21 protein-coding genes are annotated in these 24251 nt (G+C 63.9%); 10 read left to right on the top strand and 11 right to left on the bottom strand.

Going from position 1 to position 24251, the window contains the following annotated elements:
* The first annotated feature begins 47 nt into the window (after nucleotides 1-47).
* The 3 genes from pstA (at nucleotide 48) to phoU (ending at nucleotide 3539) form a co-directional block, all read left to right on the top strand.
* On the top strand, nucleotides 48-1718 hold the full coding sequence (gene pstA, locus ACL0K2_RS15185; protein ID WP_045164057.1) for a phosphate ABC transporter permease PstA: 1671 nt from the start codon (nucleotides 48-50) through the stop codon (nucleotides 1716-1718).
* Between the two features lie 82 nt (nucleotides 1719-1800).
* Entirely contained in the window at nucleotides 1801-2631 is an 831-nt protein-coding gene (gene pstB / locus ACL0K2_RS15190; RefSeq protein WP_413042944.1) for a phosphate ABC transporter ATP-binding protein PstB, read from the top strand.
* A 185-nt stretch (nucleotides 2632-2816) separates the two neighbouring features.
* Complete coding sequence (phoU, locus tag ACL0K2_RS15195) at nucleotides 2817-3539, top strand: phosphate signaling complex protein PhoU (protein WP_025243469.1); 723 nt, start codon at nucleotides 2817-2819, stop codon at nucleotides 3537-3539.
* A gap of 55 nt (nucleotides 3540-3594) precedes the next feature.
* Here the strand turns inward: phoU and ACL0K2_RS15200 are convergent, their stop codons facing one another.
* Nucleotides 3595-4509 carry a LysR family transcriptional regulator gene (locus ACL0K2_RS15200; RefSeq protein ID WP_045164055.1) on the bottom strand — a complete coding sequence of 305 codons (915 nt, stop codon included), beginning with the start codon at nucleotides 4507-4509 and terminating at the stop codon, nucleotides 3595-3597.
* An 87-nt stretch (nucleotides 4510-4596) separates the two neighbouring features.
* Between ACL0K2_RS15200 and ACL0K2_RS15205 the strand changes: the two genes are divergently transcribed.
* Complete coding sequence (locus tag ACL0K2_RS15205; RefSeq protein WP_045164054.1) at nucleotides 4597-5517, top strand: DMT family transporter; 921 nt, start codon at nucleotides 4597-4599, stop codon at nucleotides 5515-5517.
* Here ACL0K2_RS15205 and ACL0K2_RS15210 read toward each other — a convergent pair.
* Nucleotides 5514-6887, bottom strand: a complete 1374-nt coding sequence (locus tag ACL0K2_RS15210; protein WP_045164053.1) for a GTPase/DUF3482 domain-containing protein — start codon at nucleotides 6885-6887, stop codon at nucleotides 5514-5516. The genes ACL0K2_RS15205 and ACL0K2_RS15210 overlap by 4 nt on opposite strands.
* Nucleotides 6888-6962: 75 nt before the next feature.
* Entirely contained in the window at nucleotides 6963-8357 is a 1395-nt protein-coding gene (locus tag ACL0K2_RS15215; RefSeq protein WP_413042945.1) for a DUF2868 domain-containing protein, read from the bottom strand.
* A 213-nt stretch (nucleotides 8358-8570) separates the two neighbouring features.
* Here ACL0K2_RS15215 and ACL0K2_RS15220 point away from each other — a divergent pair, with 213 nt between their 5' ends.
* Nucleotides 8571-8816 carry a DUF4282 domain-containing protein gene (locus ACL0K2_RS15220; RefSeq protein WP_045164376.1) on the top strand — a complete coding sequence of 82 codons (246 nt, stop codon included), beginning with the start codon at nucleotides 8571-8573 and terminating at the stop codon, nucleotides 8814-8816.
* A 102-nt stretch (nucleotides 8817-8918) separates the two neighbouring features.
* Here ACL0K2_RS15220 and ACL0K2_RS15225 read toward each other — a convergent pair whose 3' ends face one another.
* Genes ACL0K2_RS15225 through ACL0K2_RS15235 form a run of 3 tightly spaced genes read right to left on the bottom strand, consistent with a single transcriptional unit; the run spans nucleotide 8919 to nucleotide 11942 of the window.
* Nucleotides 8919-10430, bottom strand: coding sequence for a tripartite tricarboxylate transporter permease (locus tag ACL0K2_RS15225; RefSeq protein WP_413042946.1), 1512 nt, complete (start codon nucleotides 10428-10430; stop codon nucleotides 8919-8921).
* A gap of 27 nt (nucleotides 10431-10457) precedes the next feature.
* On the bottom strand, nucleotides 10458-10949 hold the full coding sequence (locus ACL0K2_RS15230) for a tripartite tricarboxylate transporter TctB family protein (protein ID WP_413042947.1): 492 nt from the start codon (nucleotides 10947-10949) through the stop codon (nucleotides 10458-10460).
* Between the two features lie 12 nt (nucleotides 10950-10961).
* Complete coding sequence (locus ACL0K2_RS15235) at nucleotides 10962-11942, bottom strand: Bug family tripartite tricarboxylate transporter substrate binding protein (protein ID WP_413042948.1); 981 nt, start codon at nucleotides 11940-11942, stop codon at nucleotides 10962-10964.
* Between the two features lie 236 nt (nucleotides 11943-12178).
* Here ACL0K2_RS15235 and ACL0K2_RS15240 point away from each other — a divergent pair, with 236 nt between their 5' ends.
* On the top strand, nucleotides 12179-13372 hold the full coding sequence (locus ACL0K2_RS15240; protein ID WP_413042949.1) for a CaiB/BaiF CoA transferase family protein: 1194 nt from the start codon (nucleotides 12179-12181) through the stop codon (nucleotides 13370-13372).
* 110 nt (nucleotides 13373-13482) lie between these two features.
* Here ACL0K2_RS15240 and ACL0K2_RS15245 read toward each other — a convergent pair whose 3' ends face one another.
* Nucleotides 13483-14460: a Bug family tripartite tricarboxylate transporter substrate binding protein gene (locus tag ACL0K2_RS15245; protein ID WP_413042950.1), complete on the bottom strand. Its 978-nt coding sequence runs from the start codon at nucleotides 14458-14460 to the stop codon at nucleotides 13483-13485.
* 178 nt (nucleotides 14461-14638) lie between these two features.
* The gene (locus ACL0K2_RS15250; RefSeq protein WP_413042951.1) at nucleotides 14639-15751 is read right to left on the bottom strand and encodes a glycerophosphodiester phosphodiesterase; all 1113 of its coding nucleotides are present in this window, start codon (nucleotides 15749-15751) and stop codon (nucleotides 14639-14641) included.
* 152 nt (nucleotides 15752-15903) lie between these two features.
* Here ACL0K2_RS15250 and folA point away from each other — a divergent pair, with 152 nt between their 5' ends.
* On the top strand, nucleotides 15904-16419 hold the full coding sequence (gene folA / locus ACL0K2_RS15255) for a type 3 dihydrofolate reductase (RefSeq protein WP_045164046.1): 516 nt from the start codon (nucleotides 15904-15906) through the stop codon (nucleotides 16417-16419).
* Nucleotides 16420-16512: 93 nt separating this feature from the next.
* Nucleotides 16513-17190 (top strand): YitT family protein, encoded by a 678-nt coding sequence (locus tag ACL0K2_RS15260; RefSeq protein WP_045164045.1) that lies wholly within the window; start codon nucleotides 16513-16515, stop codon nucleotides 17188-17190.
* 3 nt (nucleotides 17191-17193) lie between these two features.
* On the opposite strand, the gene ACL0K2_RS15265 is transcribed toward ACL0K2_RS15260, so the two are convergent.
* Nucleotides 17194-17649, bottom strand: coding sequence for a metallophosphoesterase family protein (locus tag ACL0K2_RS15265; protein ID WP_413042952.1), 456 nt, complete (start codon nucleotides 17647-17649; stop codon nucleotides 17194-17196).
* A 108-nt stretch (nucleotides 17650-17757) separates the two neighbouring features.
* Here ACL0K2_RS15265 and ACL0K2_RS15270 point away from each other — a divergent pair, with 108 nt between their 5' ends.
* Complete coding sequence (locus tag ACL0K2_RS15270; protein WP_413042953.1) at nucleotides 17758-18876, top strand: NAD(P)/FAD-dependent oxidoreductase; 1119 nt, start codon at nucleotides 17758-17760, stop codon at nucleotides 18874-18876.
* Here ACL0K2_RS15270 and ACL0K2_RS15275 read toward each other — a convergent pair whose 3' ends face one another.
* Nucleotides 18877-20262: a nucleobase:cation symporter-2 family protein gene (locus ACL0K2_RS15275; protein ID WP_413042954.1), complete on the bottom strand. Its 1386-nt coding sequence runs from the start codon at nucleotides 20260-20262 to the stop codon at nucleotides 18877-18879.
* 360 nt (nucleotides 20263-20622) lie between these two features.
* Between ACL0K2_RS15275 and ACL0K2_RS15280 the strand changes: the two genes are divergently transcribed.
* Nucleotides 20623-22356: a DUF4153 domain-containing protein gene (locus ACL0K2_RS15280; RefSeq protein WP_413042955.1), complete on the top strand. Its 1734-nt coding sequence runs from the start codon at nucleotides 20623-20625 to the stop codon at nucleotides 22354-22356.
* 49 nt (nucleotides 22357-22405) lie between these two features.
* Here ACL0K2_RS15280 and ilvD read toward each other — a convergent pair whose 3' ends face one another.
* Nucleotides 22406-24244 carry a dihydroxy-acid dehydratase gene (ilvD, locus tag ACL0K2_RS15285; RefSeq protein ID WP_239611256.1) on the bottom strand — a complete coding sequence of 613 codons (1839 nt, stop codon included), beginning with the start codon at nucleotides 24242-24244 and terminating at the stop codon, nucleotides 22406-22408.
* Nucleotides 24245-24251: the final 7 nt, after the last annotated feature.

The following is a 24251-nucleotide window of genomic DNA, read 5'->3' on the forward strand; positions in this document are numbered from 1 at the left end:
ACGCAGCCCGCTGCGGCTACGACAAGATTTCGAAAAGGTATCGATCCGTGAAAAAGGATTCGCTGAAAACCTGGATCAAGAGCGGCACCCCTTGGGTCTGGATTAATGCCGGTGCTGTTTCCATCGCCGTGATCATGACCCTTGGCCTGCTGGCGGTAATCGCCGTGCGGGGCCTTGAGCACTTCTGGCCAGCTGACGTCGTCGTCAGCGACTACCAGATCCCCGGTGCCGAGCCACGCGTAATGGCCGGTGAAATCGTGCAGGCCGAAGAGGTGCCACGGGCGCGCCTGGCGGCCAGTGGCCTCCCGGTAGATGTCGAGGGCGGCGAGTTCATGACGCGCGAACTGCTCAAGGTCGGCAACCGCGAGGTTTATGGCGCGGACTTCTCCTGGGTCGTCGGCGAGTGGCTGAGCAATCCGCGTAAGCCGGCCGATCTGGTGGCGCTGGAGCGCCGCGAGTGGGGCAACTTCTATGGCGAGTTGTTGAACGTCAAAGAAAGCGGTCAGCTGGTAGCCGAAGGCGACGCAGCATGGCCAGAACTGCAAAAGCGCATTGATCGCATCGACGAGCTGCATGCTGATATCGCCAGGCTGGAGAAGGTCGACATCGGTCGCATCAACCATGGCCTCGAACGCCTGCGTCTGAAGACCCGCAAGCTGGAGCTGGACGATCAGCTCGATGCGGCCGCCCAGGCCGAGCTCGATGCCGAGCGTGCGCGGTGGGATGCCGAATACAAGGCGCTCGAGACCGAGCTGGTCTCGCTCTACACAGGTTTCAATCGCGACAGCATCACCATGCGCACCATGGACGGTCAGGAAAAGGAGATCAGCCTGGGCAAGATCGTCCGCGCCTATCGTCCCAACGCCATGTCGACGCTGGACAAGCTGGGCTTCTATGCCGCCAAGGTTTGGGAATTCGTCAGCGACGAGCCGCGCGAAGCCAATACCGAAGGCGGCATCTTCCCGGCGATCTTCGGCACCGTGCTGATGACCATCATCATGGCGGTGATCGTGACGCCGTTCGGCGTGATCGCCGCGGTTTACCTGCGCGAATATGCCAAGCAGGGCGTGCTGACCCGCATCATCCGCATCGCGGTGAACAACCTCGCCGGTGTGCCCTCGATCGTCTACGGCGTGTTCGGTCTGGGCTTCTTCGTCTATGTCCTGGGTGGCTCGCTCGACCGCATCTTCTACCCCGAAGCGGCGCCGGCGCCGGTGTTCGGTACGCCGGGTCTGATGTGGGCGTCGTTGACATTGGCGATCCTGACCCTGCCGGTGGTGATCGTCGCGACCGAGGAAGGTCTGGCGCGTATTCCGCGAATTCTTCGCGAAGGCTCGCTGGCGCTCGGCGCGACCAAGTCGGAGACATTGTGGAAAGTGGTGCTGCCGATGGCCAGCCCGGCGATGATGACCGGCCTGATTCTCGCCGTGGCCCGTGCGGCCGGTGAAGTGGCGCCGCTGATGCTGGTCGGTGTGGTCAAGCTCGCACCGAGCCTGCCGCTCAATGGTAACTACCCCTACCTGCATCTCGACCAGAAGATCATGCACCTGGGCTTCCATATCTACGACGTCGGCTTCCAGAGCCCCAACGTCGAGGCGGCGCGGCCGCTGGTCTACGCCACCGCATTGCTGCTGGTGCTGGTGATTGCGGTCCTGAACCTCACTGCAGTCGTCATTCGTAACCATCTGCGCGAAAAATACAAAGCGCTCGACCACTAACAGCCGACAGACACGCTGGAGGCCCGGTGCTGCAACCATTGGCAGCCCGCGCTTCTAGCCTCCAGCGATACGGAGACATTTCATGTCACAAGCAAAGACGCATTCCATCGATATCTCTGCGCTGGGTCGCGACAAGCGCGCACTGGACCTGGCCAACGAAGCGATGGCCATCGAAGTGCCCGACCTGAGCCTGTATTACGGCGAGAAGCAGGCGCTGTACAACGTCAGCATGAGCATTCCGCGCCAGCGGGTGACGGCCTTCATCGGCCCGTCCGGTTGCGGCAAGTCGACGCTGCTGCGCTGCTTCAACCGCATGAACGACCTGGTCGACGGCTGCCGCATCGAAGGGGCGATCAACCTCGACGGCACCAACATCTACCGTAAGGGCGAGGACGTCGCCGACCTGCGCCGCCGCGTCGGCATGGTGTTCCAGAAGCCCAACCCGTTCCCCAAGAGCATCTACGAAAACGTCGTCTACGGCCTGCGCATCCAGGGCATCAAGCAGAAGCGCGTGCTCGACGAAACCGTCGAATGGGCACTCAAGGGCGCGGCATTGTGGGATGAGGTCAAGGATCGCCTGCACGAGTCGGCGCTCGGTCTTTCCGGTGGTCAGCAACAGCGTCTGGTCATTGCCCGCACCATCGCCGTACAACCCGAAGTGCTGCTGCTCGACGAACCGAGTTCGGCTCTTGACCCGATCTCCTCGTTGAAGGTCGAAGAGCTGATCTACGAACTGAAGGCCAAGTACACCATCGTCATCGTCACCCACAACATGCAGCAGGCCGCGCGGGTGTCCGACTACACCGCGTTCATGTACATGGGCAAGCTGATCGAATATGGCGACACCGATACCCTGTTCACCAATCCGGCCAAGAAGCAGACAGAAGATTACATCACCGGCCGCTACGGTTGAGGCCTGGCTATGTCAGAGCGCGCCAAGCGGCGTCGGCGGAACTTGCCGTACAAAAACGTACTGTCTGCGTTCCGCCTCCTTGCCTGACACGCTCTGCCAAAGCCCAGACGGATTCAGGTGAATCAATTTACACCGGTGCGCTGCGCACCAGCGCCGCCTAGCGGCAGCCTCCTCGGAGCGAAAACATGATCAGCAAAGACAGCCACACCCAACACATTTCCCAACAGTTCAACGCCGAGTTGGAGGAGGTGCGCAGTCGCCTTCTGGCCATGGGCGGGTTGGTCGAAAAGCAGGTCAACGATGCGGTTACCGCGCTGATCGAAGCCGATTCCGGGCTGGCGCAGCAGGTGCGCGAGGTCGATGACCAGATCAATCAGATGGAGCGCAACATCGACGAGGAATGCATCCGCATCCTCGCCCGTCGCCAGCCGGCGGCATCCGATCTGCGGCTGATCATCAGCATCTCCAAGTCAGTGATCGATCTGGAGCGCATCGGCGACGAGGCGACCAAGATCGCCCGGCGGGCGATCGAACTCTGCGAAGACGGCGAGTCGCCGCGTGGCTACGTCGAGGTCCGCCATATTGGCGATCAGGTGCGTCGAATGGTGCAGGAAGCGCTCGATGCCTTTGCCCGCTTCGACGCCGAGCTGGCTCTGTCGGTGGCGCAGTACGACAAGACTGTCGATCGCGAATACAAGACCGCACTACGTGAGCTGGTCACCTACATGATGGAAGACCCGCGCTCGATCTCGCGCGTGCTCAGCGTGATCTGGGTGCTGCGCTCGCTGGAGCGGATCGGCGACCATGCGCGCAACATCGCTGAAATGGTGATCTATCTGGTGCGTGGCACTGACGTCCGCCACCTGGGCCTGACGCGCATGGCAGAAGAAGTCGCCAAGCGCGACTGAGTTGCCGAGGGTTGGCTGATCGGCGGGCCAGTGCGATAAGAGGGCGGACGAGCGGTCAGCGCGACGCCAAGGCCTCGCTGAGATAATCGATCAGCGCTCGCTGCTTCGGCGGCAGGCGCTGGTTCGGTCGCCACAGCAACCAGGCGGCGCCTTGATACGATCCGGTGTAACGCCATTGCGGCAGCACTTCGCGCAGGTGGCCCTCGGCCAGGGCTTGCGCGGCGGTGAACTGTGGCAAGACGGTGACACCGAGACCAGCCTGCGCTGCTTCGAGCCGCGCTTCACTGTGGTTGCTGATGTAGCGACCACGCACCGTCACCACTTCCTCCTGCGCACCATCGCTGAAATGCCAGCGGTTATCGCCAGCGTGCTCGCCCAGATACAGGCAACTATGTCTCAGCAGCTCCTGCGGATGCTGGGGCGTGCCGTGCATTGTCAGGTATGTCGGGCTGGCGCAAAGCAGCTGCCGGACCGGACCGAGCGGCTTGCCGGCGAGCCCTTCCGGCGGACGGTCGGTCACCTTTACCAGCAGGTCGAAGCCATCGTCGATCAGGTCCGGGCTCTGGTCGCTGATCTGCAGCTGTACGTCGACGTCGACGTAGCGGCGTAGAAACCCCGGCATCAGCGGGCTGATGACGAACTTGCCGTAGGCCTTGGGCACGCTCAGGCGCACCAGCCCGCGTGGGCTGCTCATCAGCCGCTCACCGATGGCCAGGGCCTGGTCGGCAGCATCCAGCATCGTTCGGCAATGTGCATAGAATTCGCGGCCCGCCTCGTTCAGCCGAAGCTGCCGGGTGGTGCGCTCCAGCAGTCGCAACGACAGCTGTTGCTCCAGCCGTGCTATCTGACGGCTCACCGCCGACGCGGTACTGCCGAGCTGTCGCGCCGCCGCCGAGAAACTTCCCGCTTCGACCACACGCACGAACACCGCCATACCTGGGAGCAGCGCGGTCTTGTCATTTGTTCTCATGCTGAACAAGTCCTTTGCCGAATCGCTGGATTATCGTCCTCGGCGTATCAATGGACAATCGGCCCGTTCAGATAAAACGGTGATCACATGCAGAACGGGCGCGGCGTGGTACAACGCAACCTCTGGCTGGCCGATGCCATGCTGTTGCTGGTGGCGGTCATCTGGGGTAGCAGCTACACGGTGGCCAAGCAGGCACTGTGGTTCTATCCCGTGCTGGGGTTTCTGGCGATTCGCTTTGGCCTGACGTTCTTCCTGCTGTTGCCGCAGCTGCGCGGCAGGGGGCGACGGGCGATTCGTCCGGGATTGCCGCTGGGGCTGGTGATGCTGGGAATCTTTCTCTGCGAAACCTGGGGCGTGATGCTCACCAGCGCCAGCAACGCTGCCTTTCTCATCAGCCTGTGCGTGGTGTTCACGCCGTTCGTGGAGTGGGCGATGCTGCGCCAGCGCCCGAGCAATCTGTTGTTCGTCGCCTGCGCGCTGTCGCTAACCGGCGTCTGGTTGCTGACCGGAGGCATGGCGATATCGCTCAATATGGGTGATGGGCTGATGCTTGCAGCCGCGGTGTTGCGCGCCGTACTCGTGTGCCTGACGCGACGCCTGACCGCCGGTCTTGAGGTTCCGCCCTTGGCGTTGACGGCGGTGCAAAGCGGTGTGGTGGCGTCAGGTTGCTTGGTGCTGGGCTTCTCGCTGCCAGATGGCTTACCGGCCTTGCCGCAAAGCCCGGCATTCTGGGCGGCGGCCTTGTATCTGGTGGGCTTCGCCACGCTGTTCGCACTCTATGTGCAAAACCTGGCGCTGGGTCGGACCAGCGCGACGCGGGTATCGCTGCTGATGGGATCCGAGCCGCTGTTCGGCGCGATTATCGCCGGTCTCTGGCTCGGTGAGCGGCTGGGGCTGCAGGGCTGGATCGGAGGATTGCTGATAATCGCGGCGACGTTTTGTGCCTTGCGGTCATCTCTTAGGCCCAAACCGCGCGTGTCAGACGCGGCCGTTGTGGCGAGTGCCTAGCTTCGTTGAAGACTGGTCACCAGTTCCGCCAGTTGCTGCTGCCGTTCGGCCTGCTCCAGGCGGGCGCCAGGATTGAGCGAGGACCATTGCGGATGCGCGCGGCACCGGTGCAGCGCTTCAGGTAGCTTGCCTTCGCGCCACGCCTTATCGTCCGGCGCATCGACGCGGATCGCGTCCATCGCGGCGTGCCCGCGCGCGGCGAGTGCGATCAGCAGCCGTCGCTGGCGCAGGGCGAGCAGGCGCAGCACGGCGTCATCGACGGTCAGCTCGCGCTGGCCTCTGAGCTTGCCCAGCAGGCGATTGCCATAGTGGCGAGCGGTCTGCGCGCCGCCACCGGCAATGGCACCGAGTAATGCCGCTGCGCCCAGAGTGATGCCGCCGACCATCAGGTCGACACCGGCACCTGCGGCCGCCCCGGCCGCCATACCCCCACCGATTTTTACACCGAGTTCCTTGAGCGTCTCCGGATTGAACAGATCGTCGCCCCAGCGACCATCGAGCAGCGGCAGATCGGCGGCCGCTGCATCCTGCGGACGGAAGCCATACAACCGCAACATGGTTTCGACGCAACGCTGCTCGCGGGCGCGCACGGCATCGTGCAGCTCACGAATGGCGCCGCGTTCGAGTTCCGGTTGAGCGGCGACACTGCGCCGGCAAGCAGCGACATCCACCAGCAAGTCGGCGATCAATCGGTTGCCCTCGCTCAGTCGTGCGGCGGCCTGGGCTTCATGGTCGTCGATCAGGCGCTGTAACTTCGGGCGCGACTGCTCCAGCAGCAGCGCCAGGCTTTCGTACAAGCGACGCTCGCCGTCGATCGGCGGCGCCACGCTGTCGAAGCGCACCAATGCATGCAGACCCAGCCGTGCCAGGGCTTCGCGCCACTGTTCTTCACGGTGACCGGGCTGGGCGACGAAGTTGAGTACCGGCAGCAGCGGTTTGCCACAGCCGGCCAGCACCGCCAGCTCGTCCTTGTACTTGGCCAATACCGGCTCGCGGGCATCGATGACGTAGAGGCCGGCATCGCTGGCCAATAGCTGGCGTAGCACCTTGGCTTCCTGTTCGAAACGCTGGCGTGCCTCGCTGCCGTCGAGAAAACGGGCCGTGCGCGCCGGACCATCGAGGCGCTCGCCGGGTCGTTCGATGCGTTCGAGATGGTCGAGCAGGGCGATGGCGTCTTCGAGGCCCGGCGTGTCGTAGAGCTCCAGCAGCGGTTCGCCATCCACCGAGAGCCGTGCGCCTTCGACATGGCGGGTGGTGCTGGGCCGATGCGAGACCTCACCAAAGCTGACATCACGTGTGAGGGTGCGCAGCAGCGAAGTCTTGCCGACATTGGTGTGGCCGACCAGCGCGAGCTTCAGGGGCGCGCTCATGACTGCAATTCCGTCTTGGTGTTTACGAAGCTATGGACGCACTGGCTGGCGTCCGCCGGAATCGAGCCGAGCTCATCAATCATGGCCAGTCTCCAACCAGGTCATGGGGGCGCTGCCCGAATGAGGCAACCCAAGGCTCTCCAGCGCCTGGTGCCAATCCTGCAGCCGATAACTGTCCAGCGCTTCGCCAGCGGGCGCCTGCAACAGCCAGATGCGACTTTGTGCGGCACAACGGCTCAGCTCGCCGATCAGTGCCAAGGTGCCGCGATCGGGCGAGCGGCGCGGATCGCAGGCGATGGCTAGACGTTGTGGTGGGAAGCGGGTCAACTGTTCCAGCAGGCGACGGCGCTGCTCGCGGTCGTCCAGCACGCCGGCGTTAGCCACCGACCTTGGCAGCTTCGGTGGCCAGAGGTGGCTCGGCTCCAGCTCGATGGCTACCAGCACGGCACCTTCGCTACCATCCAGGTGCTCGCCGGCGTGTGGCGTATGCAGCTGGGCCGGAGCGGCATCGTTGACACCGAGGCGTTCGCTGGGTGGCTGCAGACGTTCGCGTAACAGGCGGTAGGCTGGCAATTGCAGGTCCAGGCGCAGCTGCGCACGACCCCGCCGCCAGCGCCACAGACAAAGCAGCGTCAGCAGCAGACGCGGCAGCAGGCCGTAGACCAACACCACGCCGACCAGCCAGCCGGCCCAGCTTTGCCGGGCGGTTTCGGCGCTGCCGGCCAAGGCACCGCTGGCTCGGATCTGCTCGACATCCGGCACACTGAAGCCCAGCAGCGCGGGCAGCGCGCCGAGCGCCTGGGTCAGGCTGATGAAGGTACTTTCGCCGAGAATGGTGGTTTCCCAGACGAAGCCATAACGTCGCGTCGCCAGCAGCGCCAATAGGGTCAGCAGCGCGCTGAACATCGCCAGCAGCCACAAACCGTGTACACCAAGCCCCAGCAGCCAACGGCCGAGGCGGTGTTGTTCCAGCACCGCCAGCAGGGCCGGCGCCAGCTGAACCGCTCGGGCATCACGGGCGAGCTTTTCACTGAGCCAGAGCCACAGGCGGCCCAGTGCACCGCCGGCATCGCCGGCGAAGAAGAATCCCAGCAACCAACCCAGCAACGTCAGTAGATTCAGCCCGAGCAGACTGCCCAACGCCCAGAACACATTGACCGGCCGCACGCCATCACCCAGCGCCGCCAGTCCCAACCCGGCCCCGGTGAACAGGGCCAGGAGGACCAGCGCAAAGCCGGCCAGCCGTGCGCCTTGGCGCCAGTGCTGCAAGGCGTCGATCAATCCGTCACGGCGCGCCAGCCACAGCGCGCGGAACTCAACCAGCTTAGCTAGCTCGCCGCCCTGCGCGCGGGCCTGGCGATTGGCTTCGGCATCATCCAACGGGCCGGCGTGCTCTTCACGCAGGCGTACGGCTTCGGTCAGCCAGAGGCGGTCGAGGGGATTCGGCGGCGACAGTGGAGGTTGGGGCACGCGGCTTCTCGTAGAGGGATTCGGTCCTGAGGATAACCGTTGCCGGCCAGAAGGGTGAAATGGCCGACCCGCTGGCACGACGTGCCGATTCTGCTAGCATCCGCCGCCGATCATCCGATCGCTCTGCGGTTCGCCGCGCCATCTGCCAGGGACAGGCCGATTCGCCAAGCCATGCTTGATCGCCGCCTTGTGCACCTTCAAAAGGAATTTGCTATGAAAGACGTCTTCTTCTTCGACTCCATGCTGACGCCGAAGATCATTATCTTCATCTACTGGCTGGGCTTGATCAGTGTGGTTATCGGTGCGATCGGCACCATGTTCAGCGGATACGGCGGGGGTTTCTGGTCCGGCCTCGGGATTCTGCTGTTCGGCCTGATCGGCACGCGGATCTGGTGCGAGCTGCTGATCGTGCTGTTCAAGATCAACGAGAACCTGCAGAAGATCGCCAATCGTCAGTGATTGGCCTCAGGCGGCATCCGTGCCGCCTGTTTTCAGCGCCAGCCGTTCGGCGTGGCGCCTTGCGTTAACAGCAGCTGATCGAAGAACGACAGATTTCAGGTTCTAGCCGAGGGGATTTTCCTGCGCGCCGTCGTTCGCTGAACGCTTGATGCGCTCCTGCCAATAACGGCGAATGGCGAAAAACAGCGAGAACACGGTGAGCATGATGAAAATCCAAGTGATCGGCCCGCGAAAGAAGATCATCGGATCGCCACGGCCGATCAGCAGCGTGCGCCGCAGGTTGTCCTCGAACATCGGCCCGAGGATGAAGCCGAGCAGAAAGGGCGCGGTGGCGAAGCCGGTGCGATTGAACACATAGCCGACCACCCCGAAGAACAGCATCAGGCCGATATCGAACACGCTGTTGTTCACCGCGAAGGAGCCATAGACGCAGAACATCAGCACGATCGGCAGCAGAATCGCCTTGGGAATGTCCGCCACCAGCGAGAAGTACTTGATCACGCCGTGGCCGACGCAGAGCAACACCGCGGAGCTCAGCATGATTCCGCAGAACAGCGCATAGATCAGGGTGAGGTTTTCCTGGAACAGCACCGGCCCGGGCGTTAGACCATGGATCATGAAGGCACCGAGAATGATCGCGGTGATGACGTCGCCGGGAATACCGAGCGACAGCAGCGGGATCAGCGTCGCGCCGGCCACGCCGTTGTTGCCTGACTCGGCTGCCGCCACACCTTCCAGCTCGCCCTTGCCGAAATTGGCGGCGTTCGGCGAGCGCCGTTTGGCTTCGCTGTAGGAGATGAAGGTGGCCGCGGTGGCGCCGGTACCGGGAATCGCCCCGATGATCACGCCAATGACCGAGCCGCGCACGATGGTCTTGAGGCTGGCCTTCAGCTCCTTGAGTGTCAGGCCGGCGCCGCTGGTAGCGGCGCGAATGTGCGGCTCCGCCTTTTTCAGATAAAAGCTGATCACCTCCGGTACGGCGAACAATCCGATCAGCAGCGGCACGAAGGACACCCGATCCATCAGGTTGTAGCTATCGAAGGTCAGTCGTTGGCTGCCGTAGACCACGTCCATGCCGATGGAGGAGACGATCACTCCGAGACTGGCCGCGATCAGGCCTTTTATCGCGGATTCGCCAGCGATGGAAATAATCACCGTGAGCGAGAAGCAAATCAGCCAGAAGAACTCCGGCGGGCCGAAGTTCAGCGCGATCTTGGCGAGGTAGGAGGCGAACAGGATCAGCGCCAGGTTCGATAGCACGTCGGCGATGCACGACGAATAAAGCGCCATCTGCAGCGCCTTCTTGGCTTTGCCTTGCTGGGTCAGTGGATAGCCATCGAGCAGCGTGCAGGCTGCTGCGGGCGAGCCGGGTGTGTGGATCAGGATCGCGGTGATCGAGCCGCCGTACATGCCGCCCTTGTAGATGCCGACCAGCAGCAGGATTGCCGTCACCGGTTCGAGGCTGAAGGTGAACGGCAGCGCCAGGGCGACCGCCATGGTCGCGGTGAGGCCGGGAATGGCACCAACCACCACGCCGATCAATACGCCGATACCGATCGCGACGAAGTTGTCGACGCTCAGGAACAGGTTCAGGACTTCGGAAAAACCTTCCATTCGGCCACTCGCGGATAAGGACGGAGTTCAGTCCCAGAGCGTGCCCGAGGGCAGCGGGACGTTCAGGACATGGATGAACAGCAGGCTCACGATCCACGGCAAGACGATTGCCAGCGCGTAGAGCCAGAGTTTGCGCACCGGGTGGGCGGCGAACAGCAGCAGGGTGCCGAGTATCCCGGCGGCGATAGCGCCCAGCGGCTCGAACAGCAGCCAGTACGCGCCCAGCCCGGCGAGCATCAGCAGCCAGCGGCGTGGCGGCGCGCCTTCCTCGAGGGCCACCGTGCGCACCGGCGGGCGCAGGCAGCCTTCGATGATGAGTGCCAGCGACAGCACCGCGACCAGCCAACCGGCCACGTTGGGAAGCCAGCGTGGCGACTGCATCGGGTTTTGAACCATCGGCGCTTCTTCGATGTAGTTCGGCACCAGATGGAAAACGAACACCAGCGCGGCCAGCAGCCAGAGGCCGCCGAGCAGCGTATTGATATTGGCCCAGCGCGGACAACCGATGGCGGTTCTCATGCGGGCCTCCGCTTATTGAAGTTCGGCCTGGCCAGCGACGTGTTGCCAGCGCTGGACATCCTCAGCGACATAGTCGCGGAATGCATCGCCTTCCTGGCTTGCCGCTTCGCCGCCGATCTGTGCGGCGAAGTCCCTGAAGCTCTGATCCCCCATGACCTTGTCCAGCGCGCGCTGCAGCGTCTGCACGGCTTCGTCGGGCATGCTGTCGTCAGCGATCAGGCCGAACCAGGCGGTGGTGACGAAGTCGCCGAGGCCGTGATCGGCACCGAGCTTGGACAGCGGCTCGACACCCGGTAGGTAAGGAGAAGGTTCGGCGGAGGTCACCGCCAAGGCCCTGAGCTTGCCGGACTTGATGTGCGCGAGCACGGTGGGCATGTTTTCGAACGACAGGTCCACGTCGCCACTGAGCAGCGCCGGCAGCGCTTCGCCGCTGCCACGGAAGGGCACGTGGGTCATCTTGGTCCCGGTCATGGTTTTGAACAGCTCGCCGGACATATGGATCGAGCTGCCGACGCCGGATGAGCTGAAGGTCATCTCCTTGTCTTTTGCCGCCTTGATGAACTCGTCGACGGTTTTATAGGGGCTGTCCGCCGGCACCACCATGACGTTGGGAATCTCGATGACGTTGCGGATGAATTTGAAATCCTTCACCGGGTCGTAGGGCAGATTCTTGTAGATCACCGGGCCGATGGTGTGGCCGGGGGATGCCATGAGAATGCTGTGGTCGCTGCCACGGCCTCCTCGTGCCATCTGACCGGTAGCCATGGTCGAGCCGGCGCCGGGACGGTTTTCCACCACGACGGTGCCGATTTCCTTCTGCAGCAGGTCGGCGATCTTGCGCGAGAGGACATCGGTGGTGCCGCCCGGTGCATAGGGCACCACCAGGCGAACGGTGTCGGTTGGCCATTCGGCCGCCTGAGCCGCAATGGAAGCGAGCGGGAGAATGGTGCCCAGCAGAAGCAGGCGCAGGGTGCGCTTGAGAGTCAGAGCCATAGGAGAAATCCCGTCTTGTAATTGTTGTGGGCGTCCGACGATTGCTGGCTGGCATAGGGCCATAGTCAGCGGCTCGGACGCATTCACCATAAAGGAACCCGCCCTGCCGAGCCTCCGCTGGACTGAAATGGTGTTCGATTATCGAACACTACCGCGCCTGTCACCGGTTGTGGTTTCGACCCGCTTGGGCCAACTTCGACTCCCCACATTGTCGGTCCGTTAACGAGGAGGCCCCGGTGAGCGTTCTGCACGGCATCAAAGTATTGGATCTAACGCGCATCCTCGCCGGCCCCTGGTCGACCATGGCGCTAGCGGATCTCGGTGCCGAGGTCTGGAAAATCGAGAGTCTGGACGGCGGCGACGATACCCGCAGCTGGATGCCGCCGGCCAAGGAAGGGATCTCGACCTATTACCTCAGCGCCAATCGCAACAAGCAGAGCCTGGCGGTCGACCTGCGCAAGCCGGAAGGTCGCCAACTGATCCTCGAGCTGGCGGCGCACGCCGACGTGGTGGTGGAAAACTTCCTGCCGGCGAGCCTCAAGCGCCTGGGGTTGGACTACGCGGCGCTGTCGGCGGTCAATCCGCGGCTGATCCATTGCTCGATCACCGGCTATGGGCGCGACAATCCGCTGGAGAATCGTCCCGGTTACGACTTCATCATCCAGGCCGAGAGCGGTTTCATGGCGATCACCGGCGAGAAGGATGGCGAGCCCATGCGTCTGGGCGTCGCCTTCATCGACCTGGTTACTGGTATGAATGCGGTCCAAGGCATCCTCGCTGCGCTGTACGAGCGCGAGAAGTCCGGTCTGGGACAGTCGGTGGATATCGCGTTGTCCGACAGCGCACTGCATTTCCTCGCCAATATCGCCTCCGGCTATCTCAATACCGGTAAGGTGCCGCAGCGCTACGGCAACGCCCACGCCAGCATCGTCCCTTATCAGCTGTTCAATACCGCCGACGGTAGCATCGCCCTGGCCGTGGGCAACGACGAGCAGTACCGGCGTCTGTGTCTGGACGTGCTGAAGCAACCGGAGCTGTATAGCGACCCGCGCTTCACCCAGAACAAGAGCCGTACCGAGAACCGCGAGGTGTTGCTCCCGATGCTGCAGGACGCCTTTGCGGGCTGGAACAACGAGGTGTTGATCGGCGCATTGCGCGCGCAGGGGATTCCTGTGGGCGAGGTGAAGAATGTGGCCCAGGCATTCGACTCGGAGACCGCTCGCCATCGCGACCTGGTGATCAGCGCCGAACACCCGGTCGCCGGTGAAGTACGCATGGTGCGCAGTCCGTTGCGCCTGTCGCGCACGCCGACCGTCGCACCGAAGGCACCGCCGTTGCATGGGCAGCACACCGACAGCGTGCTCGGCCGGGTGCTGGGCAAGAGCGAGGCCGCGCTGGCCGAGCTGCGTGCCGCTGGCGCTATTCGCTGAGCGCAGGCGGCGCAGTCCGGCTGGCGACCCGTTCGGATTGAAGCGGAGCGTCGCCCGGCCCGCCAAGCAGGCTGCAGCCGCGTACGCGCCGGCGAGTCCTCGTTGCGATCTTATTGGCCGAGCTGTGCCTGCCCGGCGACACGCTGCCAGCGTTTAACGTCCTCTGCGACATAATCGCGGAAATCGTCACCTTCTTCAGTTGCCAGTTCACCGCCGAGCTGGGCAACGAATGCCTTAAAACTCTCGTTATCGAGCTGCTTGTCCAGCGCGCTCTGCAGCGTCTGGATGGCCTCGTCCGGCATGCTGTCATCGGCGACCAGGCCGAACCAGGCGGTGGTGACGAAGTCGCCTAGACCCAGGTTGGCACCGAGCTTGGACAGCGGCTCGACACCCGGCAGGTAAGGAGAAGGTTCGGCGGAGGTCACCGCCAGCGCCCGAAGCTTGCCGGACTGGATGTGCGCGAGCACCGCCGGCATGTTCTCGAACGACACGTCGACATCGCCACTGAGCAGCGCCGGCAGGGCCTCGCCACTCCCGCGGAAAGGCACGTGGATCATCTTGGTACCGGTCATGGCTTTGAACAGCTCACCGGACATATGGATCGAGCTGCCAACGCCGGCCGAGCTGAAGGTCATCTCCTTGTCTTTCGCTGCCTTGATGAATTGCTCGACGCTTTGGTAGGGGCTGCTCGCCGGCACCACCATGACGTTGGGAATCTCGATGACGTTGCGGATGAATTTGAAATCCTTCACCGGGTCGTAGGGCAGATTCTTGTAGATCACCGGGCCGATGGTATGGCCGGGCGACGCCATGGCGATGGTGTGGTCGGCGCCGCGTCCGCCGCGGGCAAGCTGCCCGGTGGCCATGGTGGAGCCGGCGCCGGGACGGTTTTCGACCACGACGGTGCCGATTTCCTTCTGCAGCAGATCGGCGACCTTGCGCGAGAGGACATCGGTGGTGCCGCCCGGTGCGTAGGGCACTATCAGGCGAACGGTATCAGTTGGCCATTCGGCGGCCTGGACAATGGAAGCGAGCAGGAGCGTGGTGCCCAGCAGCAGGGGCAGCAGGTGTTTGAGGACGGGCTTCATGTTCGTTCCTTCTTGTGGTTGTTCTAGGAATCACCGCCGTTCGCAGGACGATCGGTCGCGGCCAGGCCGTAAAGCTAATACCCCGCCAAGGGGCGGCGGGTTCCCCTCCCGCGAACCCTGAATGCCTGATGATCACTCGACGCGAGGCCCGGCCGCTCAGAGCCGGGCCTCATGTGCCTCAATCGGCGCGCAGGCGCACGGCGATGTCTGGTTGATCGATGAACAGACCGTCGATACCGGCGTCCAGGTAGGCGCGGATATCGGCCTCGATGTCGCCTCGATCGGCAGGCGAGTCGCCCTTACGCAGGTTGGTCGGCAGGAAGGCGTTTTCGGCACGGAAGGTGTACGGATGCACCTTCAGGCCAGCGGCGTGGGCGTTCGGCACGAAGTCAGTAGGCTGACCGAGGTTGTCGTTGGCGTCGCGCGGGATGATGTAGCTTTTCTCCGGACCGACACCGGCGGCGTAACGCGAGATCATCTTCAGACCTTCTGCGGTCGCCATTTGCGCGTAGGTCAGGTCAGTTCCGCGAACCTGCTGATCGTACGGCTGACCGCTGCCGAACAACTGCACCAGGCGTAGCTGGGTCATGCGGCTCAGGGCTTTCAGGTTCTCGACTTCGAACGACTGGATATGCACCGGCGCATTACGGCCGGCGTAGCCGTTGCGGTGGAGGATGCGCACCAGCGGCTTTTCCATGGCCAGGCCGAGCTGCTGGAAGTGGGTCGGGTGCTTGGTTTCGGGGTACAGACCGATGCGGCGGTGTTCGCTCAGCTGCAAGGTTTTCACCAGATCGATGATTTCCTGCAGCGTCGGAATTTCCAGGCTGCCGTCGAGCCGCGCATTACCGGGACGAATCGCCGGGATGCGCTCGATGGCGCGCAGCGTTTTCAGCTCGGCCAGGGTGAAGTCTTCGCTAAACCAGCCGGTGAGCTTCACGCCGTCGACCAGTTGCGTGCGCTTGCGGTCGGCGAACTCGGGATGTTGCGACACATCGGTGGTCAGCCCCAGCTCGTTGTCGTGTCGAGCAACCAACTCGCCGTCGCGGGTCATGACGAGGTCCGGCTCGACATAGTCGGCGCCCTGCAGGATGGCTAACGCGTAAGAGGCGAGGGTGTGCTCGGGCACGTAGCCACTGGCGCCGCGGTGGGCAATGACCAACGGGTGGGGCTCGCCGCGGCCGTTCTTGGCTGCGATCGAGGCGTCGGGCGTGGCGGCAAACGCGGCGATCGGCAAAAGCAGGCTGCAGGCGATAAACAGGTGGCGCAGGGTGGGGCGGCTGTGGCGGGCCATTAGGGCGTCTCCATGAAAGGGGAGCGGTAAGCCTGAAACCTGAGAATGACGACAGATTGACGCTTTGGTAAAGCGAAGATGACCGTTCGATGATGCTGACGTGTATCTGGCGGCGCTGACTGCTCTGCGGGCGCTCTGTTATTCTCGCCGTCATGAATCAGACCTCACTTCCCCTCGCCATGATCGCAGCCCTCGCGGACGACCGCGTAATCGGGCTCGACAACAAGATGCCGTGGCATCTGCCTGCCGACCTCAAACACTTCAAGGCGATGACCCTTGGCAAGCCGATCATCATGGGCCGCAAGACCTGGGATTCGCTCGGCCGGCCCCTGCCGGGGCGGCTGAACCTGGTGGTCAGCCGACAGCCGGACCTGCAACTCGAGGGTGCCGAGACCTTCACCTCGCTCGACGCCGCGCTGACTCGCGCCGAGCAATGGGCGCGCAAACAGGGTGTCGATGAGCTGATGTTGATCGGCGGTGCGCAGCTTTATGCCCAGGCGCTGCCCCGGGCGCAGCGCCTCTACCTGACCCGCATTGAGGCCAGTCCCGAGGGTGATGCCTTCTTTCCGGCCTATGACGAAGCCGAATGGGCGCGCATCGACAGCCAGGCACACCCGACCGAGGGCGACGCCCCGGCGTACCGTTTCGAGACCTGGCAGCGCCGCTGAACCGGATTCGCCCACGCCTTCCTTGACCGGTGCCAAGTCTTCACCTGGCGCCAGGCCCTATGCTATCCATCCGCTCGCCACGAGACAGTTTCCATGCAGGACCAGAGACCGGGCGCGGTGCAGGCCGCCGCCGAGCAAGCCGATGCCGAACCGGCTGAACGCATTGCCGCAATCTTCGTGCGACATCCGCTGTGGGAGGACGCGCTGGCGATGCTGCTCGGCACCGCCATGGTGGCGCTGGGGATCGCCTTCTACAGCCACGCCGGGCTGCTCACTGGCGGCACGGTCGGGCTGGCCTTCCTGCTCAAGTATTTCGCCGGCTGGCCCTTTGGGCTGGTGTTCTTCACCCTGAACATTCCGTTCTACCTGCTGGCGATCTGGCGCATGGGCTGGGGCTTCACCCTGCGCACCGTGATCGCCGTGGGTCTGGTTTCGCTGCTCGCGGAGCTGACGCCGAGGTGGATCCGCTTCGCCGAGTTGAACATCTACTACGCCGCACTGTTCGGCGGCTTCGCCATGGGCGTCGGACTGCTGATGTTGTTCCGCCACAAGGCCAGCCTCGGTGGAGTGAACATCCTGGCGTTGTATCTGCAGGCGCGGGTCGGCCTGCGCGCGGGCACCTTTCAGATGGGCATCGATGCGCTGATCGTGCTCGCTGCCGTGTTCATCGTGCCGCCGGAAAAGGTCGCACTGTCGGTGCTCGGCGCCGTGGCGCTGAACCTGGTGCTGGCGGTCAATCACCGTGCCGATCGCTATACGGGCGTCAGTTGAAGCTCAGCCGAGAGTGACCAGCTGCGTCCGTGGCTGGCCGTCCTCGATGTCCAGCAGGGCCAGGCTGATCGGCAGCGTGAAGCGCCGGCGGCCGGCGCTGCCGGGGTTGAGGTAGAGCACGCCGTTGAGTTCCTCGATCTTCGGCTGGTGCGAATGTCCGGCGATCACTACGTCGACCCGCTCGGCGACGGGATCGATGGACAGGCTCTTGACGTCATGGGTGACATGGATGCGCAACCCGCCGATCTGCAGATCCAGTCGCTCGGGGATAGCAGCGGCCCAGTCACCACTGTCGACGTTGCCGCGTATCGCATCGAGCGGCGCCAGTGCACGCAGCCCCTCCAGCACCTCGGGTTTGCCGATGTCGCCGGCGTGAATGATCCGTTCGCAGCCCTGCAGCGCCGTCAACGCTTCGGGTCGCAGCAGGCCGTGGGTATCGGATATGACGCCAATGCGCATGCTGACTCCAGTCATTTCGAAAATGGTTGAAGGTTAGGGCAACCGAGACTTGGCCGCGGTTCGATATTACGGCAGGCTGGCGGCCGCCGAACGAAGAGGAACGAGTGAATGGAGCGGGTCGATTGCGTGGTCATCGGTGCCGGGGTAGTGGGGCTCGCCGTGGCGCGCAGCCTGGCGCAGGCGGGGCGTGAGGTGCTGATTCTGGAGGCTGAGGCCGCCATCGGCACCGGCACCAGCTCGCGCAACAGCGAGGTTATCCATGCCGGCATCTATTATCCGCAGGGTTCGCTGAAGGCGCGTCTGTGCGTGGCCGGGCGCGATGCGCTCTACGCCTTCTGCGAGAGCCACGGGGTGCCGTATCGCCGCTGCGGCAAGCTGATCGTCGCCACGGACGAATCCCAGCTGGCGGGCCTCGAGACCCTGCAGGCGCACGCGGTAGCCAACGGTGTTGACGACCTGCGGCGGCTCGATGATGGCGAGGTGAAGGCCTTGGAGCCACAGCTCAACGCCGTCGCCGGGCTGCTGTCGCCGAGCACCGGTATCGTCGACAGCCACGCCCTGATGCTGGCGTTGCAGGGCGATGCGGAAGCGGCTGGGGCCCTGCTGGCGCTACGTGCGCCGGTCAGGGCGATGGCGGTGACGGACGCGGGGTTGCGCGTCGAGGTCGGCGGCGATGAGCCGATGACGCTGCTCGCCAACGGCGTGATCAACTGCGCCGGGCATGCGGCACCGGTGATCGCCGCACACACCGAGGGCCTGGCTGCTGATGCGGTGCCGCCGCGCTATTTCGCCAAGGGCAGCTATTTCAGCCTGGCGACCGCGACGCCCTTTAGGCACCTGGTTTATCCGCTACCCGAGCCAGGCGGGCTGGGCGTGCACCTGACTCTGGATCTCGGCGGTCAGGCCCGGTTCGGCCCGGATGTACAGTGGGTCGACGGCCTCGATTACGCGATGGACGAAAACCGCGCCGATGGCTTCTACGCAGCCATCCGCCGCTACTGGCCGGCACTGCCGGACGGGGCGCTGCAGCCCGCCTATACCGGCATCCGGCCGAAGATCAGCGGTCCCGGTGAGCCGGCGGCGGACTTTCGTATCGACGGGCCCGCCGTGCATGGGATTACTGGGCTGGTGAACCTGTTCGGCATCGAATCGCCTGGGCTGACCGCGGCCCTGGCGATCGCCGACGAGGTGAGCCAGCGCCTCGCTGAGGATGCGCGGATCTGTTGATCAGACGGGTTCTTGCCCGGACCTCTCCGGTGATTCGGGCAGAAACCAATTCATTACCAGGGCGCAGATGCCGCCGGTGGCCACACCGGATTCCAACACATTGCGCAGAGCCACCGGCAGGTTCGCGAGGAACTCCGGAACCTGGGAGACACCCAGGCCCAGCGCCAGCGAAACCGAGATGATCAGCAGCGCCCGGCGATCCAGCTGCACGCCCGCGAGAATGTTGATCCCTGCCGCCGCCACCGCGCCGAACATCACCAGCGCAGCACCACCCAGCACTGGCTCGGGGACCGCCTGCAGCACCCCGGCGACCGCAGGGAATAGCCCCAGCGCCACCAGCATCACGGCGATCCACATACCGACGTAGCGGCTGGCGATTCCGGTCAGCTGAATGATGCCGTTGTTTTGTGCGAACACCGAGCTGGGAAAGGTATTGAACAGGCCGGCCAGCAGCGAGTTGGCGCCGTTGACCAGTACGCCACCCTTGATCCGCTGCATCCATACCGGTCCCTCGACCGGCTGGCCCGAGATCTTGCTCGTGGCGGTGATGTCGCCGATGGCTTCCAGCGAGGTCACCAGATAAATCACCACCATGGGAATGAACAGGCTCCAGGAAAAGCCCAGGCCGAAATGCAGCGGCATCGGTACCTGGAACAGCGCGGCCTCGTGCATGCCGGCGAAGTTCAGGCGGCCCAGGTACGCCGCCAGGGCATAACCGATGGCCAGCGCGATGATGATCGCGCAGCTGCGCATCCACACCACCGGCAAGCGGTTGAGCACGACGATGGCAGCCAGTACCACGCTGGACAGCAGCAGGTTTTCCCGACTGGCGAAGGTGCCGTCGCCCATGGCTGCGTAACCGCCGCCCATGCTGATCAGCCCGACCTTGATCAGCGTCAGCCCGATCATCAGCACCACGATGCCGGTCACCAGCGGCGTGATCAGGCGTTTGATGAACGGCAGCACGCGCGAGACGCCCATTTCAATGAAGGAACCGGCAATGACCACACCGAAGATTGCTGCCATGACGGCCTCCACCGGTGTGCCCTGCTTGACCATCAGCACACCGCCAGCGATCAGCGGGCCAACGAAGTTGAAGCTGGTGCCTTGCACGATCAATAGTCCCGCACCGAGCGGGCCGAAGCGTTTGCACTGGACGAAGGTGGCGATGCCGGATATCACCAGCGACATGGACACGATGATGTTGGTGTCGCGTGGCGATACGCCGATGGCTTGGCAGATCAGCAACCCTGGCGTGACGATCGGCACGATGATCGCCAGCAGATGCTGTAGCGCGGCGAGAAAGGCGATCCATGGCCGTGGACGGTCATCGAGTCGGTACAGCAGGTCGTTGGGTGTTTCGGTGCGCTGGGTGAGGGCGTTCATGGCCGTCCTTGCAGAAAAAACGGCGATTCTACGTGCCACAGGTGGCCGGGCACAGCCGAATGCATCGGCCGCTGATCAGAACTTGTTCTGGAAGACCTAGGCGCGGTTTCCGGTGCTACGTGACGCTTGTCCTCCGCAGATACCCGGCAAGGCCATGCCTGGCGTTTGTGCCAGTGGAGTTCAACCTGCGCCATGCGTCACGAACGGTGTGCTCCAAGGCAGTTAGTGTGCCCTCGATACGTCCCGCTTAGCACTCAAGCGCAGCGTCACGCGGCGCGGTATCGGAATCGTTGGAATCCATGACAGCATCATGAACGCACTGCCAGAACGGCAGCGTCATGAATCAATGAAGGGAAGTGCATGCAACGAGCGAGTGAGCAACGACCGTTGATAGTTTACCTGGCGTTGGGCCTGCTCCAGGGCGCGACACTCTGGGCCGCGAGCGAAAGCTGGCCGCACGGAGCGATCTGGCGGTCCTTGTGTTCGGCGTTGATCGTCATCGTCGTGGTAGGCGGGTGGCAGCTGCAGATGCTCTGGGGGCAAATACGCGAGGCGCGACGGTGGGAACTATTGCTGCCGGCGATTCTGCTGCCCGCTGTATTAGCGGCGGCACTGGCGGCTCAGTTCGATCAGCCGCGCTGGTATCGCCTGGAAGAAACCACCGGCACGCTGCTGCTGTGGAGCCAACTCGCCCTGGCCTACATCCTCACGCCCTTCATCCAGGCGCGGGACCCTGCGCATCGTTGGCGTTTCGATTACAACGCCCTCTACCGCCACGCGTGGAACAACGGCCTGTTGCTGTTTATGGCACTGGTGATGCTGGGTGTCTTCTGGTTGTTGATCTGGCTCTGGGCGGGCCTGTTCAGCATGCTCGGGATCGATCAGTTCAAGCGGCTGTTCCGCTCGTCTGGCTTCGTCTGGGTCGCCAGCGCTATGGTCGTCGCCGCTGGGCTGCGCATCGGGTTGGAACGCGGGCAGGTCATCGACGCGCTGCGCAACGTGCTGCAGGCCATGTGTCGCTTCCTGTTGCCGTTGACGGTGGTGATTCTGCTGCTGTTCGTGGTCTTCCTGCCGTTTACCGGGCTGGCTCCGCTCTGGGCGACACGCCACGCCACGCCGATTCTGCTGACGCTGGTGTTCGCGCACGTGGCCTTGCTCAACGGTGTGGTGCAAGACGGCCAGCAGGCCGCCCACTATCCGAGACCGCTGCGGCTGCTGGTCGATGCCAGCTCGCTGTGCCTGCCGTTGCTGGCCGGGCTCGCGATGCATGCGCTGTGGCTGCGTATCGACCAGTACGGGCTGACCCCGGATCGCGTATTGGCTGCGCTCCTGGCGCTGATGGCGATGGTGCATGGCATTGCACTGGTCAGAGCGGTGATCCGGCGTGACCCCGCCTGGCTGAGTGGGCTGCGGCAGAGCAACCCGCCGTTGGCGCTGTTCGCCGCATTTCTGCTGGTGTTGATGCATGTACCGATGCTGAGCCCGCTCCAACTGAGTGCCGCGAATCAGTACCAGCGGCTGCTCGATGCCAGGCTGCCCGCCGAGCGAACCGATCTCGGCGCGCTGCGCTTTCAACTGGGCGAGCCGGGGCGGCGGTATCTGCAAGCGCTACGTGAAAAGCTGGGCGAGCCTTGGGAGGACGAAGCTCGGCGCACTGGCCTGCAAGCCGATCTGCAGCGGCTTGACAAGGCGGATCACTATTGGGCCTGGAAACAGGAGCAAGAGGTCGCGGACGCCCCGCCCGTGCGCTGGATTGGCCAACCTGTGACGGATGAAGATGGCTCGTTGGCACGTTCCGTCAGTAACCAGGGATGCGCTAGCGAGTGCCGCTTGTTTGCGGTGGATCTGGATCGCGACGGCCAATCCGAGGTGTTGCTGCTACGCGGCGCGTCCTGGACGGTGCCGGTATTGGGACGTGATGCGGCAGGTGGCTGGCGCTGGCTCGGGCAGATGCGTGTCACCGGAGGCTCGCTGCCGGACGGCGAGGCACTTGGCGAGCTTCTGGAGCGTGGTGGATTCGAACTGGTTGCGCCCCGATTCAATGCGATCGAAATTGATGGTGCTCGCCTGGAACCGGCAATCAGCGAGCCATGAAAAGCCCGACACGATGGTCGGGCTTTCTTTGCCGCAGTAACCCGAACGATCAGTCGTCCAGCATCGCCTTGTTGCGCACTGCACCCTTGTCGGCGCTGGTGGCGAGCAGGGCGTAGGCCTTGAGGGCGGTGGTCACCTTGCGCGCGCGCGGTGCCGCAGGCTTCCAGCCCTTCTTGTCCTGCTCGATGCGGCGGTGAGACAGCTCTTCATCGCTGACCTGCAGCTGGATGCTGCGGTTGGGGATGTCGATCAGCACCTTGTCGCCATCACGTACCAGGCCGATGGCACCGCCCGCGGCGGCTTCCGGCGAGGCATGGCCGATGGACAGGCCCGAGGTGCCGCCGGAGAAGCGGCCGTCGGTGAGCAGGGCGCAGGCCTTGCCCAGACCTTTGGATTTCAGGTACGAGGTCGGGTAGAGCATTTCCTGCATGCCCGGGCCGCCTTTCGGGCCTTCGTAGCGGATGATGACGATATCGCCGGCCTTCACGTCGTCGTTGAGGATGCCTTTGACAGCGCTGTCCTGGCTCTCGAAGATTTTCGCCGTGCCTTCGAACACATGGATGGATTCGTCCACACCCGCGGTTTTAACCACGCAGCCATCCAGGGCGATGTTGCCGTAGAGCACGGCCAGGCCGCCTTCAGCGGAATAGGCATGCTCGACGCTGCGGATGCAGCCTTCGGCGCGGTCCAGGTCGAGGGTGTCCCAGCGGGTGGACTGGCTGAACGCCGTCTGCGTCGGGATGCCGGCCGGGCCGGCCTTGAAAAAGGTGTGCACCGCTTCGTCCTGGGTCTGGGTAATGTCCCACTGGGTGATGGCTTCTTCCATGCTGCGGCTGTGTACGGTGGGCACGTCGGTGTGCAGCAGGCCGCCGCGGGCCAGTTCGCCGAGGATGGAGAAGATGCCACCGGCGCGGTGCACGTCTTCCATGTGGTACTTCTGGATGTTCGGCGCGACCTTGCACAGCTGCGGCACCTTGCGCGACAGGGCGTCGATGGCGCGCAGGTCGAAGTCGACCTCGGCCTCCTGGGCGGCGGCCAGCAGGTGCAGGATAGTGTTGGTCGAGCCGCCCATGGCGATGTCCAGGGTCATGGCGTTCTCGAACGCACGGCGGCTGGCGATGTTGCGCGGCAGAACCGACTCGTCGCCTTCACCGTAGTAACGCTGGCACAGCTCGACCGCGGTACGCCCGGCGCGTAGGAACAGCTGTTCGCGATCGCTGTGAGTGGCCAGGGTCGAGCCGTTGCCCGGCAGCGCCAGGCCCAGGGCTTCGGCCAGGCAGTTCATCGAGTTGGCGGTGAACATGCCGGAGCAGCTGCCGCAGGTCGGGCAGGCGCTGCGCTCGTATTCGGCGACTTTTTCATCACTGGCGCTTTCGTCGGCCGCGATCACCATGGCGTCTACCAGGTCCAGACCGTGGCTGGCCAGCTTGGTCTTGCCGGCTTCCATCGGCCCGCCGGAGACGAACACCACCGGAATGTTCAGGCGCAGCGCGGCCATCAGCATGCCGGGGGTGATCTTGTCGCAGTTGGAGATGCAGACGATGGCGTCGGCGCAGTGCGCGTTGACCATGTATTCGACCGAATCGGCAATGATCTCGCGCGAGGGCAGCGAATAGAGCATGCCATCGTGCCCCATGGCGATCCCGTCATCGACCGCGATGGTGTTGAATTCCTTGGCCACACCGCCGTGCTTTTCGATTTCACGGGCGACCAGCTGGCCGAGGTCCTTAAGATGCACGTGGCCGGGCACGAACTGGGTGAAGGAGTTGGCGATGGCGATGATCGGCTTCTTGAAATCTTCGTCCTTCATGCCGGTGGCACGCCACAGCGCGCGGGCACCGGCCATGTTGCGGCCGTGCGTGGAGGTTTTCGAGCGGTAATCGGGCATGACGGTT

Source organism: Pseudomonas sp. YJ42, from assembly GCF_047225135.1.
Classification (GTDB): Bacteria; Pseudomonadota; Gammaproteobacteria; order Pseudomonadales; family Pseudomonadaceae; genus Stutzerimonas; species Stutzerimonas stutzeri_E.